Origin of the sequence: Vibrio sp. NFR (assembly GCF_027587095.1) — a bacterium.
In the GTDB taxonomy this organism is placed as follows: Bacteria; Pseudomonadota; Gammaproteobacteria; order Enterobacterales; family Vibrionaceae; genus Vibrio; species Vibrio harveyi.
On the sequence record NZ_JAPPTN010000018.1, the window covers coordinates 1 to 17830 of the forward strand.

Consider the following 17830-nt stretch of genomic DNA (forward strand, 5'->3'; position numbering starts at 1 on the left):
CTCGACGTCAGTCTAAACGAAACGGCTAATCCAGACGGTAGCTTTACCTATGAAGCGACAGCTGGTGCTAACGCGGTATTCACGCTTACCGTTAATACCGACGGCAGCTATAACTTTACGCTGCAAGGTCCAATCGACCATGCGCCAAACAGTGATGAGTTGCTCCTCAATTTCCCAATCATTGCGACCGATTTTGATGGTGATACGTCAACGGTAAGTATCCCAGTCACCATCGTCGATGATAAGCCAACCATCACTGACGTAGATGCGATTTCTGTCGATGAAGACGATTTGGCGAGTGTTGGTTCGGATGGTTCAGACCCAATTTCAATCAATGGTAACTTTACGACGACGCAAGGCTCAGATGGTGTGGTGAGCTATCAATTAGATGGTTCTGCAAACCCTGTCGCTGGACTGAAATCGCAAGGTGTCGACGTGATACTAGCGGAAACTGCAAACCCAGATGGTAGCTTTACGTATGAAGCGACAGCAGGCGCTAACGCGGTATTTACGCTTACCGTTAATGCTGACGGCAGCTATAACTTTACGTTGCAGGGACCGATTGACCATGCGCCAAACAGTGATGAGTTGATCCTCAATTTCCCAATCATTGCGACAGATTTTGATGGCGATACTTCGACAGCAACGATCCCTGTTACGATTGTGGACGACAAACCCAACATTACTGATGTAGATGCAATCAGTGTGGACGAAGATGACCTAGCGAGTATCGGTTCCGACCAAAGTAATCCGGTTTCCATTGATGGCAACTTTACGACGACTCAAGGCTCAGATGGTGTGGTGAGCTATCAATTAGATGGTTCTGCAACCCCTGTCGCTGGACTGAAATCGCAAGGTGTTGACGTTACTCTCAATGAAACCGCTAACCCTGATGGCAGCTTCACTTATGTGGCGACAGCTGGGGTGAATGCAGTATTTACGCTAACGGTTAATACTGATGGCAGCTATAACTTCACGTTGCAAGGTCCGATTGACCATGCACCGAATAGTGATGAATTGATCCTCAATTTCCCAATCGTCGCTACGGATTTTGACGGCGATACTTCAACGGCAACCATTCCTGTTACGATTGTGGACGACAAGCCAACCGTTACTGATGCTGATGCACTTACTGTCGATGAAGATGACATCACAACCATTGGTTCTGACCAAAACGACGACGCCTTTATGTCAGGCATGTTCACGATCACAGAAGGTTCTGACGGCGTAGTGAAGTATCAATTAGATACGACGGCAGATCCGGTTGCAGGGCTGAAATCTCAAGGTAATGACGTAACACTTGCTGAGACCGCTAATCTTGATGGCAGTTATACCTACACAGCCACGGCTAATGGTAGTGCTGTATTTGAATTAGTTGTTAAGCCTGACGGTAGCTATACGTTCACCTTGCAAGGTCCACTTGACCATGCGACCAACAGTGATAGTTTGCAGATTGACTTCCCGATCATTGCGACCGACTTTGATGGTGATACATCATCTGAAACGCTTCCTGTCACGATTGTGGACGATAAACCGACACTTGGCGGTATTATTGATACCAGCACGCAAACAGTGGATGAAGATGACATTCCAACGATAGGATCTGATGGTGCTCAATCGAATAGCATTACGGGTAACTTTATCGCGAATGATGGTTCTGACAGTATCGTTGAGTATGAGGTGTCCGATCTAAATTCTCCAGTTCAAGGTTTGCAGTCTGGAGGGCAAGACCTAGTGATGGTTGAAGTCTCTAATTCAGGCGGTGTTTCTGTTTATGAAGCGCGTATTGATGGGACCACGACACCAATTTTCCGCGTTACGCTTGATGCATCGGATGACAGCTATCAGTTTGATTTGCTTGGTGCGCTAGACCATCCTGATGCGGACGGAGAAAACCAGCTCGTCATCAATTTACCTATCCAAGCGACCGACTTTGATGGTGATGTTTCTAATACGCAATTGCTACCGATTACGGTTGTCGATGATGTTCCAATCATTGATGGCGTAGTGGCTGGCAGCGAGCAGATTGTGGATGAAGATGACTTGCCGGCAGGCACTGACGCGGCAAGTGCCGAAGATACTGTCATCACAGGCACGCTGGATATCAATGAAGGCGCAGACCAAGTCGCCTCTATCCAGCTTAGCGATTTGACCACGCCGGTTGCGTCATTAATGTCTGATGGTCAGCCTATCTCTCTTGTGTTGAGTTCAAGTCTCAATGGGGTCAATGTTTACCAAGGCATTGCTGGTAACCCAGCAGAGGTGGTATTTGAGCTGACGTTAGATGCGACAGATAACTCTTATGAGTTTGACCTACAAAAACCACTTGATCATCCAGATGGTAATCAGCAAAACACCATTGTTATTGACCTTCCTGTTACAGCGACAGACAACGATGGCGATACGTCACCAGTGTTTACGTTGCCGATTACGGTAGTGGATGATGTTCCAGTCGTTACGCAAATTGATAGCTTGCAAGTTGACGAAGATGACCTTCCTTTGGGTTCAGATTCGTCGAAAGAGCCTCTGACCGTATCCGGTGAGTTTGAAGTAACCAGTGCCGATGGTATTGATTCGTTTGTTTTGGATCTGAGCACGAATCCAGTTCCAAACCTGAAATCGGGTGGGGAGGATGTCACCATTTCACCGGATGCAAGCGCGTCAACGGCAGATGCACTTGTCTACATTGGTCAAACAGCGAGTGGAGCAACGGTCTTTACCTTAACACTCCACCAAGATGGTAAATACGACTTCGAACTGTCTGGTCAACTTGATCATGCGGTTAACTCAGACCAAATACTATTGAATCTTCCTGTTCAAATTACAGATGGCGATAACGATACAATTACAGCAACGTTGCCTGTTACCATTGTGGATGATAAGCCAACGATTGATGCCATTCGTCCTGGTAGCATCTTGTCAGTGGATGAAGATGACATCCCAAGTGAAGGCTCAGATACCACGCCTGAATCCAATGTTATTGGCGGTAACTTCGATGTTACTGACGGCGCTGACTCTATCGTGAGTTTCCAATTAGATAGCTTAACATCGCCTGTTTCAGAACTAAAATCAGGAGGTCAATCCCTTGAGTTGGTTGAATTCTCTAACGCTAACGGTGTCGTTGAGTATCGTGCTTACGTCCAAGGGACAACCGACACAGTATTTAAACTGACGCTTAATGGCTCTGCAGACAGTTATGAATTCGAGTTATTGGGGGCTTTGGACCATCCATCAGGCAGCGACCAAAACTCGCTAGTGATTAACTTCCCTGTCAATGCGACCGATTTTGATGGTGATGTCTCAAACAACATTACCTTACCGATCACCGTTGTGGATGATGTCCCGGCGATTATCAAAGTCGCGGACACAAGCGAACAAACAGTGGATGAAGATGACTTGCCAGGAGGCTCGGATACCACTAGTGGTGATTCTCGCGTACTTAATGGTGGTTTTGACGTTGTCGACGGTGCGGATGAGATTGTTAGTTATCAAATCTCAGATCTAGATGCGGTGGTATCTGGACTAACTTCGAACGGTTTAGATCTTGAGTTGAAGCCATTGCCTTCTGCCGGTGGTGTGACAGGTTATGAAGCCGTCATTGCGGGAACTTCAACGCAAATCTTCGCGCTGACACTCGATGCGAATAACGACAGTTATCAATTTGAGTTATTGGGTCCGCTCGATCATGCGGTGGTTCAAGGTGAGAACACGCTAACGATCGATATTCCAATCACGGTCACCGATTATGACGGTGATACGTCTGCTTCACTTAATCTACCGATCACCATAGTGGATGATATTCCAGAAATTAAATCGGCGGATGCGCTTGCCGTGGATGAAGACGACTTAGCCAATGGCTCTCAAGCAACGGGTAAAGATAGCTTAGAAGCAACTGGCAATTTTGATACGGTTGAGGGGGCAGATACGGTTGTTTCTTATCAGCTTGATCTGACTTCGAATCCTATTCCTGGTGTCACTTCGGGTGGGTTAGCGGTGACTCTGGTACAAACTGGGGTAAGCAATAATAACTACACCTATCAAGGACAAACGCCAAATGGCAGCTCCGTGTTCACCTTGGTACTCAATGCAGACGGCTCTTACAAGTTTACGCTTGAAGGTGTCCTTGACCATTCTGTGCAGGGTGAAGACACTTTAATCCTCGACCTGCCTGTCTTTGCTACAGACGTGGATGGAGATACTGCGGGCATTAATTTACCTGTAACCATAACCGATGACGTCCCAACGTTATATGACGCATCGATTTCACGTGTTGAAGGTCAAAGTGGACGCACGGTTCGCTTGTTTAGAGACCCAGTAGAAGGCGACGATGATCTTGGCGCCGATGGTGCGCAAATTACCTCTTTCTCAGCGGACAATTCCGGAATTTACTTCAAGCAGAATGGTGTTGACTCCAGCTCAGTTGACCTCAATGGTAGTAATCAAACCGTCTCAGTCCATAAAGTATTAGATGGTGTCGATGCCGAAATCGGTGTTTTGATTGTTCGCACTAATGGTCGTGTGACATTCCGCCCTAACGACGACTTAGATCATACCGAAACAGATTCTATTGATTTCACTGTCAACGTTGTTGCTACCGATGGTGATGGTGATACAAGTGATGCAGATGTAGATATTTCGGTAAGAGATAGAAATGCTGAAATTAAAACGTCGACAGTAACCGCGTTTGAGGACCAAGGGCGCGGTGGTGTTGTCGCTGGTGTTGATTCAGCGAATACACAAGACAACCTGTCAACGTTAGATATCACTCCTGCAAAAGTGGACCTCGTTATTGATCTGCATGATATCGATCGTAATGAGAGTTTAGGCGATATCATTATTCGTGACGCGAACAGTTACGAAGGTACTTTCTTCTACCTAGATAGTGCTACTGGTACCTATGTGGCGCTAACGACTAGCGGTAACAATGTTATTTTGGATGGTGCGAATGTTGAGCAGTCGTTCAACGGCGAACTTGTGTCACTCGATAATCTATATTTCGTTCCTGACCGCCATGCTTCAACAGATGCAGCAGGTGTTGACCCTCGTATTCGTATTGAAATCCTCAACAACGGCGTAAGAGATCACTTTGTTGATGGTCGTTTAGATATTGAGGTGGATGCTGTTGCGGATATTGCTACGTGGAAAGGGACCAGTGACTTTGCGTATACGGTTGATGAGGATGCTAACAACGTCTCATTAAACATTGAAGCTGAAACGCAAGATAACAGTAATCCAGAAGCAATAGCCTATGAGCTTGTATTTACTGAAGGTGGTGCGAGCGCAACACTTGTGTACTCAGATGGCTCCGCTATCCCAGAAGTGGGTGGTAAATATCTTGTTGACGCAAACCGAATTGGTGAAGTCCAGGTTGATCCTGCAGATAACTTCTCCGGTCAGATTAAAATCGATGTGACAGCGATTACGACGGAAGGGAATAACCCGCTTGCTGGTAAAGATACCGCTCGCTCTGTGACAGAAGAAATTGTGATTGACGTCAATCCGGTTGCTGATGCCGGTAGTTTTACTGTTAACCGCATTAATATTTTTGAGGACAATGCGAGAACGCAAGACACCGTAGACCCAGTGACAGATCATGATCCACTTCAACTCAGTGAAGTGATTAAGATGACGCCTTCTGCAGATATAGATGGCTCGGAAGAGCTGTTTGTGCGCATCGATAACTTCTCAATTGATGGTGTCACCTTAGTGTGGCTTGATAGCGGTAACCCAAGCCAAATCAACGTTGTTACTGACTCTGGCGGCAATGTTCTGTATTACGAAATTCCAGAAGCGAATCTAGCGGATGTTGAGGTGCTTCCTCCAATTCACAGCAATGAAGACTTCACTTTCGATGTCGAAGGCATTGTGAAAGACAACGCATCACTTTCTTCTGGCGCCGCGCAGGACATCCGCTCATTAGGTACCCAGTCAGTGATCGTTTCAGTCAAAGGTGTTGCCGATATCCCGGACATTGAGCTGAACGATAAAACTGGGGTTTGGAATGTTTTTGATGATGGTAACGTTCGTGGTATCGAAGCTAACATTGACGAAAATGGTCAAGTCGATCTTGCATTTAGCGTGGTTTCCGGAGAACTGAAGGATAACCCTGCAGACAGCTCAGAAACCATTACGGTTCTTCTGTCGAACATTCCTGACGGTGTTGAACTGTTTGATAGTGATGGCTCATCCATCGATTTGACGTTTGTTGGATACGACGGTGCTGGTGAACCGATTTACGAAGCGAACATTACGGACGCAAATGTGAATTCAGGTATTGTGATTCGACCTGAAACCTCATCTACGGAAAATATCACGATCACGGCGACCACTATAGTGACAGAAAACGATGGTCATACTCGCTCTGTGGCGGGTGAGATCCGCGTTAAAGTGGCACCAGTTATTGATGCTCAAGACAACTATGTGGTGAGCTCTGAAGGTAATGAAGATACTCGCATCAATATCGATTGGGAGCCAACTGCAACACAAAGTCCGGATACGGACGAATTCTTTGCCGAACTAACCATCAGTGGCTTCCCGAATGGCAGCACCGTATATGTTGGTGGTGTTGCTCAAACGGTAACGGGTGGCAGCATCACGTTGACGCCGGGAACCAATGAGTCAGAGCAAGATTTCTCGGCGCGAATAACCCAAGACGGATACATTCAGGTGCAATTGGAGCAAGACTCTAGTCTAGACTTTGATTTGAGCACGCAAGTGACGGTGAAGGAAATTGATGCTGAGTACGTAGATTCAGGTAATCCGGGCGAGGGCATAGCATCAACGGTCATTAATGGTACGGTCAATGTTCAAGTTAACCCAGTGGTTGAGCCAGAAGATTTAACCGGTCCAGTTTCAGGTCAAACACGTCTTCTTGTTGAAGGTACAGGCGGTGTTACTGACACGGTACAGTCCGATACTCAGGGACGAATTGATTTCACTATTAATACTGCGACCGGTGGTTCTGCTGATGCGAACATTATCAAGTATCAGGAGTTCGATAACTCTTCAGATGAAGTGGTCACCCAACTTGTGGTGCAGTTTAGTAATACTTCTCCAGAGATCTTGAATCAATTAGTTATTATTGGTGCTTCTAACGAAGGCGGTGGTCGTTGGACTATTACCGATGAAGAGAACTTCTCAATCATTGCGCCTGCTGGCTTAGATTTGACGCCAAACGACAACACGGATGACGGAGCAAACGGTGGTATCTCTTCGATTGGCCTTACCATCTATGCTCAAGTTAACGATTTAGGTGAAGATGCGTCAGAAGTCGACGCAACCGTGACGCGACAAACCGATATCACACTGGAGTTCCCAACTGATATCACGCCTCAAACCAGTGTTGCGGCTGATATAGAGCTTGATAACACGGTCCAAATTGATGGGAGCGAAGACAATGTCATTGATTTAGGTGTTCAGTTGGCATCGAAAGTCAGCACCCTAAATGGCGACACAGTAGAAGACGTGCTGACGTTAGTGATAGACCCAACATCCCCAAGTGTACCGCCAGGTCTTGTTATTGGTGGTACCGATGTCGACTTTGTTAATGGCAAATATGTGTTCCAAGCAACGGTTGATGCAAGTGGAAATATCACTGGTTTGGACGGTCTCACTCTACGTGTGGCAGAAGACTGGGCAGGAGACTTTACCTTACCAGTACTATTTGTAACGACTGACACGCAGTCCGGTGACGAAAACTCAACGCTTGAGTCACTTCCTGTTCAGATCCTACCCGTTGCAGACGTACCAGGGGCCTCTGTTGATCAACCTCTTGATAGCGACGTCACTCCGGATGTGACGGTCGACATCACTGGCACACTTGGTCTTGATGCTAACAAACAACCGGTTAATGACCTCAATAGCGATGTTCCAACGAACGATGGTGTTGGCTACGAAGATGGCTTGATTCAGTTGAATTTGAACGTTGATTTTGCTGACGACCGTAACAATCTTCAAGCAGGACAAGAAACGCTCACTAACGTGAAGCTTACGGTTGCCGATACAACACTGGGTGAGTTTGTTGATGCAAATGGCAATCCACTTGGTACAAGCATTGAGTTTAATGCTGCTGAGATTGCGGCAGGTGCACTTGATGAGGTGTTGTTTAAACCGAAAGAAAACTACCCTGTTGGTGGTGGTCAAAATACGGTTCAAATCAATATTGAAGGCGAGATCACCGATACTGCAGTTATTGACCAGACTACATTGGCAAACCCGGGGGATGATACGGACGTACGCAACTTCACCGACAGTGTGTCATTTGAAATCACTCCTGTTGTAGATGACATCACCATTAGCGGTGCCGACCCTACTCAGCCTATAGTGGTAACGGGCGATGAAGGTACGTTGATTTCCTTAGCGCAATCAGGCTCTGGTGTGTCAGTGAGCCTGAATGACAATGATGGTTCGGAACAGTTTGTATCGCTGAAACTGACAGGTTTACCGACTGACTTTATCGTCACTTCAAATTCTCCTGATTACACCGTGAAGAACAATGGCGGCGGAGAGTGGAGTATTCAGTTGAAAGACTTGACGCAAACGTCAGTTGATCTCAGCGCTATTCAAATTCAACCGCCGAAAAACTTCAGTGGTGAAGCGGAGATCGGAATTACAGTCTTTACGCAGGAAGAATTACTTAAAGTTCCTACTGAACATACTGGTAATTTCAAAGTTGTGATTGACCCAATTGGTGATGATGTCGACGTTAACCCAGATACGCTTGTGTCAGGTAACGAAGGCGAAGACATCGATATCAACATAAATGCTCTAGTGGTCGACAATAAAGAGTCGATTGGTGATGGTGCAACGTATCAAGAAAATGACCCAGAAACACTTCGCGTAGAAATTTCAAACGTGCCAGATGGCGCAACCATTGCACTGGCAGATGGTACTCAGTTTGTGAACCAAGGCAGTGGTGTATTCGTCCTAGAAATCGATGCACAAGATTTGGATAAAGTGGTCTTCAATTCGGGTGATCGTAACGATAACTCTTGGAATGGTACGCTTGAGTTTAAAGTTCAAGCCGTGGATACCGGTCTAGATGGAAGCCAAAGCTTAGGCACTCCACAGCAATTTGATGTAAATGTTGAGGTTGAGGCGATTAACGACCGTCCTGAATTCGTTAATACCGTAGATGTTGAAACGCCGGAAGACACACCATTACTCCTTGATGGCTTTAGTGTTTCGGATGTTGATGCCGTTCTGGATGATCCGAGTGCTGAGTACGTATTGGATGTGACGGTCGATAGCGGTACGTTGGTTCTGGACCCTGCGCTTGTCACTACTTACAACTTAACCGTGCAAGGTGATGGCTCTGATACTCTTGAATTGAAAGGGACAGTGGCTGATCTCAACAATGCTATTGCCAATGGTTTGATAGAGTTCAACCCTGATTTGAACTTCTTTGGTGACGTTACCGTTGGCGTTACTGTCGATGACCAAGGTAACGAAGGTCTAGTGATTAGTGGCGTCGATGACACACTCAATACCAACAGCACTAGCTTTAATATCGAAGTGACTGAGGTCAATGATACACCAGAGACAACACCAGTTACCTTGCCGGATATCGAAGAAGACAGTGGCGTATTCTCTATTTCTGAAGCAGACCTAATTGCGAACGCGACGGATATTGAAAACGACAACCTCACAGTAAGTAATGTGCAGGTGACGGATCCAAACGCTGGTAGCGTGAATTTTAACAATGTGACGGGAGAGTGGGAGTTCACGCCAGCGTTGGATTATAACGGTCCAGTCGAACTCACCTACACGATAACAGATGATGGTACGACAGACGGCACATTGGATCCTAAGTCGGTAAATGGCACCGCTTCATTCAATGTAACGGAAGTGAATGATGCACCAACCACATCACAAGTTGCGCTCTCTGACATAGCTGAAGACAGTGCGGCGGTCGAAATTACTCAAGCCGATCTGCTCGTTAACGCATCTGACATTGAAAACGACACCTTGACTGTAAGTAACGTGCAATTGGTTGATCCAAGTAGTGGCTCACTCACCTTTGATAGCATTGCGGGTACATGGTCTTTTACACCAGCGCCAGGTTACAACGGCACAGTAAATCTGACTTACGACATTACCGATGATGGTACAACCAATGGCGCTTCTGACCCACAGACTGCGTCAGGAACAGCAACCTTTGAGGTGACGGAAGTCAATGATGCACCAGTGACTTCTGAAGTGACGCTGAGCAGTGCGGAAGAAGATGGCGGGACAGTGACAATTACGGCGACAGAATTGTTAAGTAATGCCACGGATCCTGAATCGGACAACCTGACCATTAGTAACCTTGCTCTCGCTAATCCTACTGACGGCGTTTTAACTCAAGTGAGCGCAACGGAATGGACGTTTGAACCTGCTTCAGACTTCTTCGGAGATGTGAATTTTACCTACGAAATCACCGACGATGGTACGACCAATGGTTCACCAGACCCAATTACGGTTGCTGGCACAGCAGTGATTAATGTTGAAGCTATCAATGATGCACCACAAATTATGGCAACATCGGTTACGGATACCATTAATGAAGCAGATGGGCAGAAAATCACAGGTATCAGTGTCAGTGATATCGATTTTACAGGTGCACAAGCGAACGAAATTATGACAGTAACACTCAGCTTGACCGAAGGCGATGTTCGTGTTGAGCCACCTGCGGGCAGTGGTGTCACTGTTGGAAATGGGATGGCGGGTGAAGTTATTCTTATGGGGACGCCTGACAATATTAATGCCGTTCTTGGGGCAACGGATGCTGCTGAAGGTGTATTTGTGGATGCAGGAGACGTTAACGCGGCTTCTATCTCGTTGTCTGTCAAAGTCGAAGATAATGGCGTCTACTTTGAGAATACAGCGGGCACAGCGCTGGAGGCAAACCAGGACTTTGCTATCAACGTGACACCGGTAGCTGACGCTCCGACATTAGGTATTGACCCTCAGTTTAACTACATTCGTCAAATTGCGGCGAGCCAAACGGCGAGTGCTCAAGGTTTAGCCATTGTCGGTATCATGGCGGCACTGACGGATATTGATGAAGTGCTATCTCTTGAATTAACCGGCGTACCCGCGAGTGCGAACGTGACCAGTGGTATTGCACCTTCAAACATTACGTTTGATGGCACAACATGGACGGTTCCAAGTGATGAGATTGATACACTGCAAATTGTCGCAACGGATACAAACAGCGGTATCGATGTGGGTAGTTACGATATCTCCGTAACGGCGGTATCAACCGAATCTAATGGCGATGAAGCGCAATCATCACCCGTTCAAATTAGTTTAGATGTTAGCAGCGATGGAGACGACATTGATCAATCGAGCGCATCGGATGACAGTTACCTCGCTGGTGGCGATACGGGCATTAGCCTAACAGGTGGTGACGGTGACGACCTGATCGTTGGTGGTGATGGTGATGACGTCCTTATCGGCGGTTTGGGTTCCGATATCCTCACTGGTGGTGATGGTAGTGATATCTTTAAATGGACAATCGATTCTGTAGATGAGGGGGCGATTGATACCATTACGGACTTCACCCTTAACGAAGACAGTATCGACCTACGCGAAGTAATTTCTGACCTAAGTAGCCCAATGATCGATATGGATGATTTGTTGAGTCATATCTCTGCAGACTACGATGCGTCAACAGAGGCTGTGTCATTGAACATCACGACCGATGCCAATGTTCATCAAACTATCGTGGTTGAACATCTAGGTGATTCAATTGATTTCAATGGGTTAACCTCTAATGAAATTGTTGAGTCATTGTTGAATAATAACGTTCTTGCCAATGGTTAAACGAGTGTAAAAGCAAAAGCGCGATAGCTCATAGAGTTATCGCGCTTTTTTTGTGTTCAGTTTGTTGCTGTTCGAACGCTGACTGCTGGTAGATTACCGTTGCTCGCAGGTATTAGTTAGGAGTGGCTTAAACGTGGATATCGAGTAAGCTGCCGATGACTTCGTTGTTTTTATCTACAACGGAAGCACCAATGCGATTGTAGGTTGAGGCTTGGGTGAGATTTACCAAGGGTTCGATTGGGTTAGAAGGCAAATCAGAAGCCTTATTGAACTCAAGTTCGTTGCCTTTTACTAAATCGACTTTATTGAAGGCGAGATCATTTTCTTTTATGAAGTCTTGCTGAATTTCATGCGCAGCACCTTCAGCCATCTTATGCGATAGCTGAATCATATTATATCCGGACTGTATTCCTGATACTGGCATGGTTACTCTCTCACTTGTTATGCTTTTGTTAGCATAGGAAGTGTTGATAATTCGTGCAAGTGCTTTATTTGAACTGTTTGATTACGCAAACAGTTTTGAAAGCATATCACGCTCTTCCGAAGAAAGAAGCGGACTCTCTTTTTTATTAAGGGATAGATTAATTTCACCTTGAAGTGACTTTAACTGAGAAGCCGTCAGTTCATTAATCTTCTTTCTTAATTCATAAAATTCTTGAGTAGTCATCGTGACCTCCCCACATTTCTTGGGTTTCTCCTTCATCAACCCACCTCAGCGACCCTCATGGTCACAATCAAACAGTGTTCTAATATGGTTAGATTAGATTTTGAGTGGTGATTTTTTGTCCGAGAAATGTCAGATGGTGTCAAATGACATGTAAGAATATTCTTATGAATAAGTCTGCTAATCATAAAGGAGTAGAATCATAACCTACTCCTCTGGAACAGTGTTCTTAATCAGTTTACGCGCACGGCAAACTTAGAAGCCAGTGAATGCAACTCGGGTAACATGCGATAGATTAGGTGAAGCTGTTGAAGCACCATTCGTGCAGAATGGTCATCTTCATCACGCCACTCATTTAATCGTTGTTCCAAATTCGTGTCATCGATCGAGGACAAATCGCATTCTTCACAGTGTTGATGCAGTTGTCGGTGCAGTACGTCTAGGTGCTGGTGAATACAACGGTGTGCATCCAGAACGAGTTGGTGAATCGACTCATCCTCAATCCTTGTACGGTGTGCGCCCAGTGCTGAAATGTAACTCAACATCGCGTGGTTTAGCGTTAGGAAGCGGAAACTCTCATCTACGGCTGTACGGTACTTACCCGGTTCCGCCAGCATAGTGCTGATGGCTGAAGAGAGGTTGGCATCGGTATTGTGCGCCTGGCGACGAGCAATTCGATAGCTCAAGTTATCTTTCTTACCAATTCGGTACTGACCGATGATCTGTCCAAGATATTGCTTGTTGGCGTCGATTGCATCCGACATGACTTTATGCAGACGTTTTGATTGCCAATCAGGCAGAATCACCATAACAGCACCAACCGCTAACACACAGCCAATCAAGGTATCTGCAAGGCGAGGGAGCACCACAGCGTAGCCTTCGCCCAATTGGTTAAATAGGAACAGCACGAGTAAGGTGATAAAGCCTGTCGCATAACCATAGTTGTTGATGCGAAACGCAAAGAACATCACGCCGGATATCACAATGAAGACCAACTGGCTTTCTTGGGAAGGGAAGAAGGTGAGCAGTGGTACGCCAATCAACAAGCCCGCTAACGTGCCAATCACGCGCGCAGTAAGCTTCTGTCTTGTCGCACTGTAGTTTGGTTGGCAGACAAACAACGTGGTCAGCAATATCCAGTATCCACGATCAATATCGAACGCTTGAATGATCCCATACCCTGCAGTAAGCGCAATCGACATGCGTAAGGCATGACGAAACAACATTGAATCCTTGTTCAAGTTAGCTGAAATGCGTTGCCACATTGCTTTAAGCGTGTGCGGATTGGTGTCATCCAGTACGTCTTCTTCCAATCGTTCAGCATCTGGGTTGTTGATGTTACTCAGCTGCTTTTCCACGGTCGCAAGGTTATTGAACAGGTACGTTAACTGAGCCAATAAGCGCTTCCAGTGACTTTGCTGTTGTTCTTCTAAATAACCCAATGAGTTTTGTAATTCCGCTAATGCCAATATGGATTGATCAGTGTGCGTGTACTCGTTTCCCAACCGAATCGCATGAGCGATATCGCGGCAAGCTTGGGCTTGAGACTCAAGCAAATACTTAAAGCGGAATAAGACGTCAGAGCGTTCGAATTCCGTCGCCAAATCTTGATAGCGATAATGGCTGGAACTCACGCGCTCGTGAATGTCTTGTGCAATAAAGTAGATATTGAGGAAGCGGTCACTCGGACCATCAATATGCCCGCGTTTGGAGCGGCTAAGCAGGGTTGCTTTACAAGCATTCAATGCATTTACGGTGGCTGCGTTTAATCTTGCTGCTTCAATCCGCATCGGCTGCGGGGTTAAGTTCGTTACTGGATGAAACAGCTTGGCTTTCGCATCAAGGTAATTGGCGATTTGCAGGAACACAGTTGCCAGACTTTGCTGAACAGGCTGCATTGGCCAAAACATCTGCCAAATCATCGACATAAAGTAATACCACGCAGCACCCGTTAAAAGCAGCAATGGTTGGAACCAAATATTGGTACTCTCATGTGCTCCAAGCATGGTGTAGATGGCGATCAACAATGAGCCAAATGCAATGCTGGCGTACTTAGGTCCGATTGCTCCTAGCATGATGAAGCCGAACGTCGAGATAAACAGACCGATCGCAAATGCCCATGGCGTATCAAATAAGATCTCTATTGAGAAAGCAGCAACCGCAAAACAGATAAAGGTGAGAAAGAGGGCTTTTATCCTACCTGTAAAGCTGTCATCACTCTCTGCAAGTGCAGCGGCAATGACACCTAGAATCAGGGGCGTGATTAATGTGTTTTGCTGGAAGTACCATGCGGGGATCACGACGCCTAGTAAAGTGATCAGAATAAGAATGCTGTAGTTGAGAGTTTTGTTTGCCCAAAAGAGGCGGAATTTTAAAGCTGCTTGCACGATGCGCCTTTCGTTGCCGGTGGAAAACGAGAGAAGTTTAACAAACTCACTATAGCGCGTTTATGACCTAATTTAATAAAAATCGTCACTTGCTTAGGAAATCAACAGATTTGTCATTGACTTAACGAATCTACACGGATGAAAGAATATACCGTTGTTCACAAATTCAACAGTAATGTGAATTTTAATTAAGAATACAGACAGAAGGCGATTTGTGCTTCATCCATCGCTACAATTTAGCGGTCTAAAATGATATAAAACGGGAACTTCTATATCAAAAGGCGCACCTTTCATGCAGCTTACTGCCTCTAATAAAGCACAGTTTTTTATTCAAAATGAGTATTACCAAGTCGAAATAAAAGAAAACAGTGTTTTATTAAGCTCAGTGGGCAGTGAAGAACACATCCCGTTTACGATTTGGAATGGCAAAGTTAGCGTGAAACGTGGTCTTCTCTGGAGCTCACTTCAGTTTTTTGCTCATGAGCAAGATGGCAAGCAACAAAGCTGGCTTGTGCAAGGTTTACCTTGGCCGCAATGTCGTAAGTTTGCGGTCGAAGCCGTGCGTCAGTATCAAGATTGGCATAACACCCAATGTCGTAAACTCGCGGAATATCTACCCAAGTGGGAAGATGAGCTGTATCAACTCAAACATCTTCCAGCCTACTTACCTCACTCAAAAGTGCAGTCTTGGGTGACTCAACTGAACGAAGAGCTCATTGAAATCAAAACCAGTTTGGCAGAAGCGAAAATGCGCATGCCTAAACGTATGGCGGAGATTGAACCATGGCTTGCACAAACCTCGCAGACGTTGAGTGAGCGTAACCATGAATGGCTAGAGAACGAACGCCCAAACTGGGAAGTGTTGTTTAGCCGAATTGAATCTTCGCCGCTTAACCTTTCTCAGCAGCATGCGGTGCTCCTTAACGATGACCATAACTTGGTACTAGCCGGAGCTGGTTCAGGTAAAACTAGTGTGCTGACAGCGCGTGTGGCGTACCTTCTACAAAGCCATCAAGCACAGGCAGAAGAGCTGCTGATGCTGGCCTTTGGCCGTGACGCTGCCAAAGAGATGAAAGAGCGATTGGTCGACAAAGTTGGCTTGGCGGCAGAAAGTGTTCGCGTTAATACATTCCATCAACTTGGTTTGCGCATCCTAAATCAAGTTGAGACTCAACCCGTGGAAATCAGCCCATTAGCGCTTGATGATAATCAGCGCTCAGCCTGGTGTATTGATTGGCTTAAGAAACATTGGATGACGCCAACAAACTTTAAGCGTTGGCAAAAGCATCTAGATAAATGGCCGATTGCGTACTTGAAAGGTGACGATGAGCTCGGCAGTCACTCGGAAAATCCTAAACTGATTGCTTGGTTAGATAACCAATTGTCTCAACTTGCATCGGTTGGTTTAACTAAGAAACAAGTACAAGAAAAGCTAGTTAATCACCAAGACTACACTCGTTTAAACAGTGAGTTGGCTCTTTGCTGGCCGTGCTTTAGTGCGTGGCAAAAGATGCTCAAAGAAACCAATCAAGTGGACTTCCCAACCATGATCAGTCGTGCGACCGATTACGTTAAGAAAGGGAAATTCAGTTCACCTTGGCGTTTTATTATGGTGGATGAATACCAAGATATTTCTCCTGATCGCTTGGCGTTGATTGAGGCTCTATGTGAATCCACAGAGAAGCAAGCAGGTGCAACCTTGTTTGCTGTAGGTGATGACTGGCAAGCGATCTACCAATTTGCGGGCGCAGATGTGGATTTGACGACAGGATTCCAAGATAGATTCATTCATTCAACGGTGCATCACTTGGATACGACGTATCGCTTCAACAATCAAATTGGTGATGTAGCAAATACCTTTGTGCAAGAAAACCCGTCGCAATTACCGAAGACACTAAACAGTCACAAACAGCGTAAGCAGAAAAGCGTTCATACGGCACCAAGCAACCAAGTTGAGAAGATTCTTGACCAGCTTAACCAACAGGCGAAGAAAACCAAATCTGTGTTGTTGTTAGGACGTAATCATTACCACAAACCAGACTTATACGATGACTGGTTGAAGCGATTCCCGAACTTGGATATTCGCTTTATGACTTGTCACGCGAGTAAGGGTAGAGAAGCAGACTTTGTAATTATCCTATCAGTGGACGAAGGGCAATTCCCTGCGAAGAAAAAACAAGCTCATATTGATGGTGCGCTATGTGAGTCGAAAGACAAGTATCCATACGCAGAAGAACGTCGTTTATTCTATGTGGCAATTACGCGTGCGAAGGAAAAAGTGTGGATCACGCACACGGGAGCAGGGTCCTCATTTGTTCAAGAGCTGGTAAATGGTGATTATCCCATCGTGACGTCAAGATAAGGTATACCTGTTATCTGATTACAACAAAGGCGATACTCAGTATCGCCTTTGTTTTACTTGTGATGAGTTTTATTTGTGACGAGTCGATCCGCTCAGAGGAATTAAGTGCGCTCTGCTATATATGCGTCGTAGTCTGGCACTTCAATATCCACTTCTTGGTCGATCAGTGGAGAGTTGAATAGGAACTTCGCTGTCGCGCGGTTCGTTGCTACAGGAATGTTCCAAACACTTGCAATACGTAGTAGTGCCTTTACATCTGGGTCATGTGGTACAGCATTTAGCGGATCCCAGAAGAACACAAGAACATCGATATTGCCTTCAGAAATCAGCGCTCCAAGTTGCTGGTCGCCTCCCATTGGACCACTGATCATGCTCTTGATCGCTAAGCCCGTTTCTTTGCTTAGCATGTGACCCGTTGTGCCAGTCGCATACAAGAAATGGCTTTGTAGCTTTTCTTTGTTCTCTTTTACCCAACGAAGCAGTTCAGGTTTGCAATTGTCGTGGGCAACCAATGCCACATGTTTGTGTGCAGGCATGGTACGAGTTGTTTTTTGCATCAAGTTATTTCCGTTTTTATGATTTTAAAGTCGTTACGGTTCAATAAAACACACT

At 45.8% G+C, this 17830-nt stretch carries 6 protein-coding genes; 2 read left to right on the forward strand and 4 right to left on the reverse strand.

The window, feature by feature from the left end; all coding sequences use genetic code 11:
• Window positions 1-11805 (forward strand): T1SS-143 repeat domain-containing protein (locus OH463_RS23905; protein ID WP_269992886.1); only part of this gene is annotated, 11805 nt, incomplete at its 5' end.
• Window positions 11806-11932: 127 nt separating this feature from the next.
• On the opposite strand, the gene OH463_RS23910 is transcribed toward OH463_RS23905, so the two are convergent.
• The 3 genes from OH463_RS23910 to yccS form a co-directional block, all read right to left on the reverse strand.
• On the reverse strand, window positions 11933-12196 hold the full coding sequence (locus tag OH463_RS23910) for a hypothetical protein (protein WP_005447226.1): 264 nt from the start codon (window positions 12194-12196) through the stop codon (window positions 11933-11935).
• Between the two features lie 114 nt (window positions 12197-12310).
• Window positions 12311-12472 carry a hypothetical protein gene (locus OH463_RS23915; protein WP_009697258.1) on the reverse strand — a complete coding sequence of 54 codons (162 nt, stop codon included), beginning with the start codon at window positions 12470-12472 and terminating at the stop codon, window positions 12311-12313.
• Between the two features lie 230 nt (window positions 12473-12702).
• Window positions 12703-14856: a YccS family putative transporter gene (yccS, locus tag OH463_RS23920; RefSeq protein ID WP_017188884.1), complete on the reverse strand. Its 2154-nt coding sequence runs from the start codon at window positions 14854-14856 to the stop codon at window positions 12703-12705.
• A gap of 292 nt (window positions 14857-15148) precedes the next feature.
• Here yccS and helD point away from each other — a divergent pair, with 292 nt between their 5' ends.
• Window positions 15149-17218: a DNA helicase IV gene (gene helD / locus OH463_RS23925; RefSeq protein ID WP_009697256.1), complete on the forward strand. Its 2070-nt coding sequence runs from the start codon at window positions 15149-15151 to the stop codon at window positions 17216-17218.
• A gap of 101 nt (window positions 17219-17319) precedes the next feature.
• Here helD and OH463_RS23930 read toward each other — a convergent pair whose 3' ends face one another.
• Window positions 17320-17775: a methylglyoxal synthase gene (locus OH463_RS23930; protein WP_005447220.1), complete on the reverse strand. Its 456-nt coding sequence runs from the start codon at window positions 17773-17775 to the stop codon at window positions 17320-17322.
• Window positions 17776-17830: the final 55 nt, after the last annotated feature.

Bases quoted from the DNA above. Each gene is read 5' to 3' on its own strand.
- OH463_RS23910 (WP_005447226.1), bottom strand. From the start codon at position 12,196: ATGATTCAGCTATCGCATAAGATGGCTGAAGGTGCTGCGCATGAAATT.
- OH463_RS23915 (WP_009697258.1), bottom strand. From the start codon at position 12,472: ATGACTACTCAAGAATTTTATGAATTAAGAAAGAAGATTAATGAACTG.
- helD (WP_009697256.1), top strand. From the start codon at position 15,149: ATGCAGCTTACTGCCTCTAATAAAGCACAGTTTTTTATTCAAAATGAG.
- OH463_RS23930 (WP_005447220.1), bottom strand. From the start codon at position 17,775: ATGCAAAAAACAACTCGTACCATGCCTGCACACAAACATGTGGCATTG.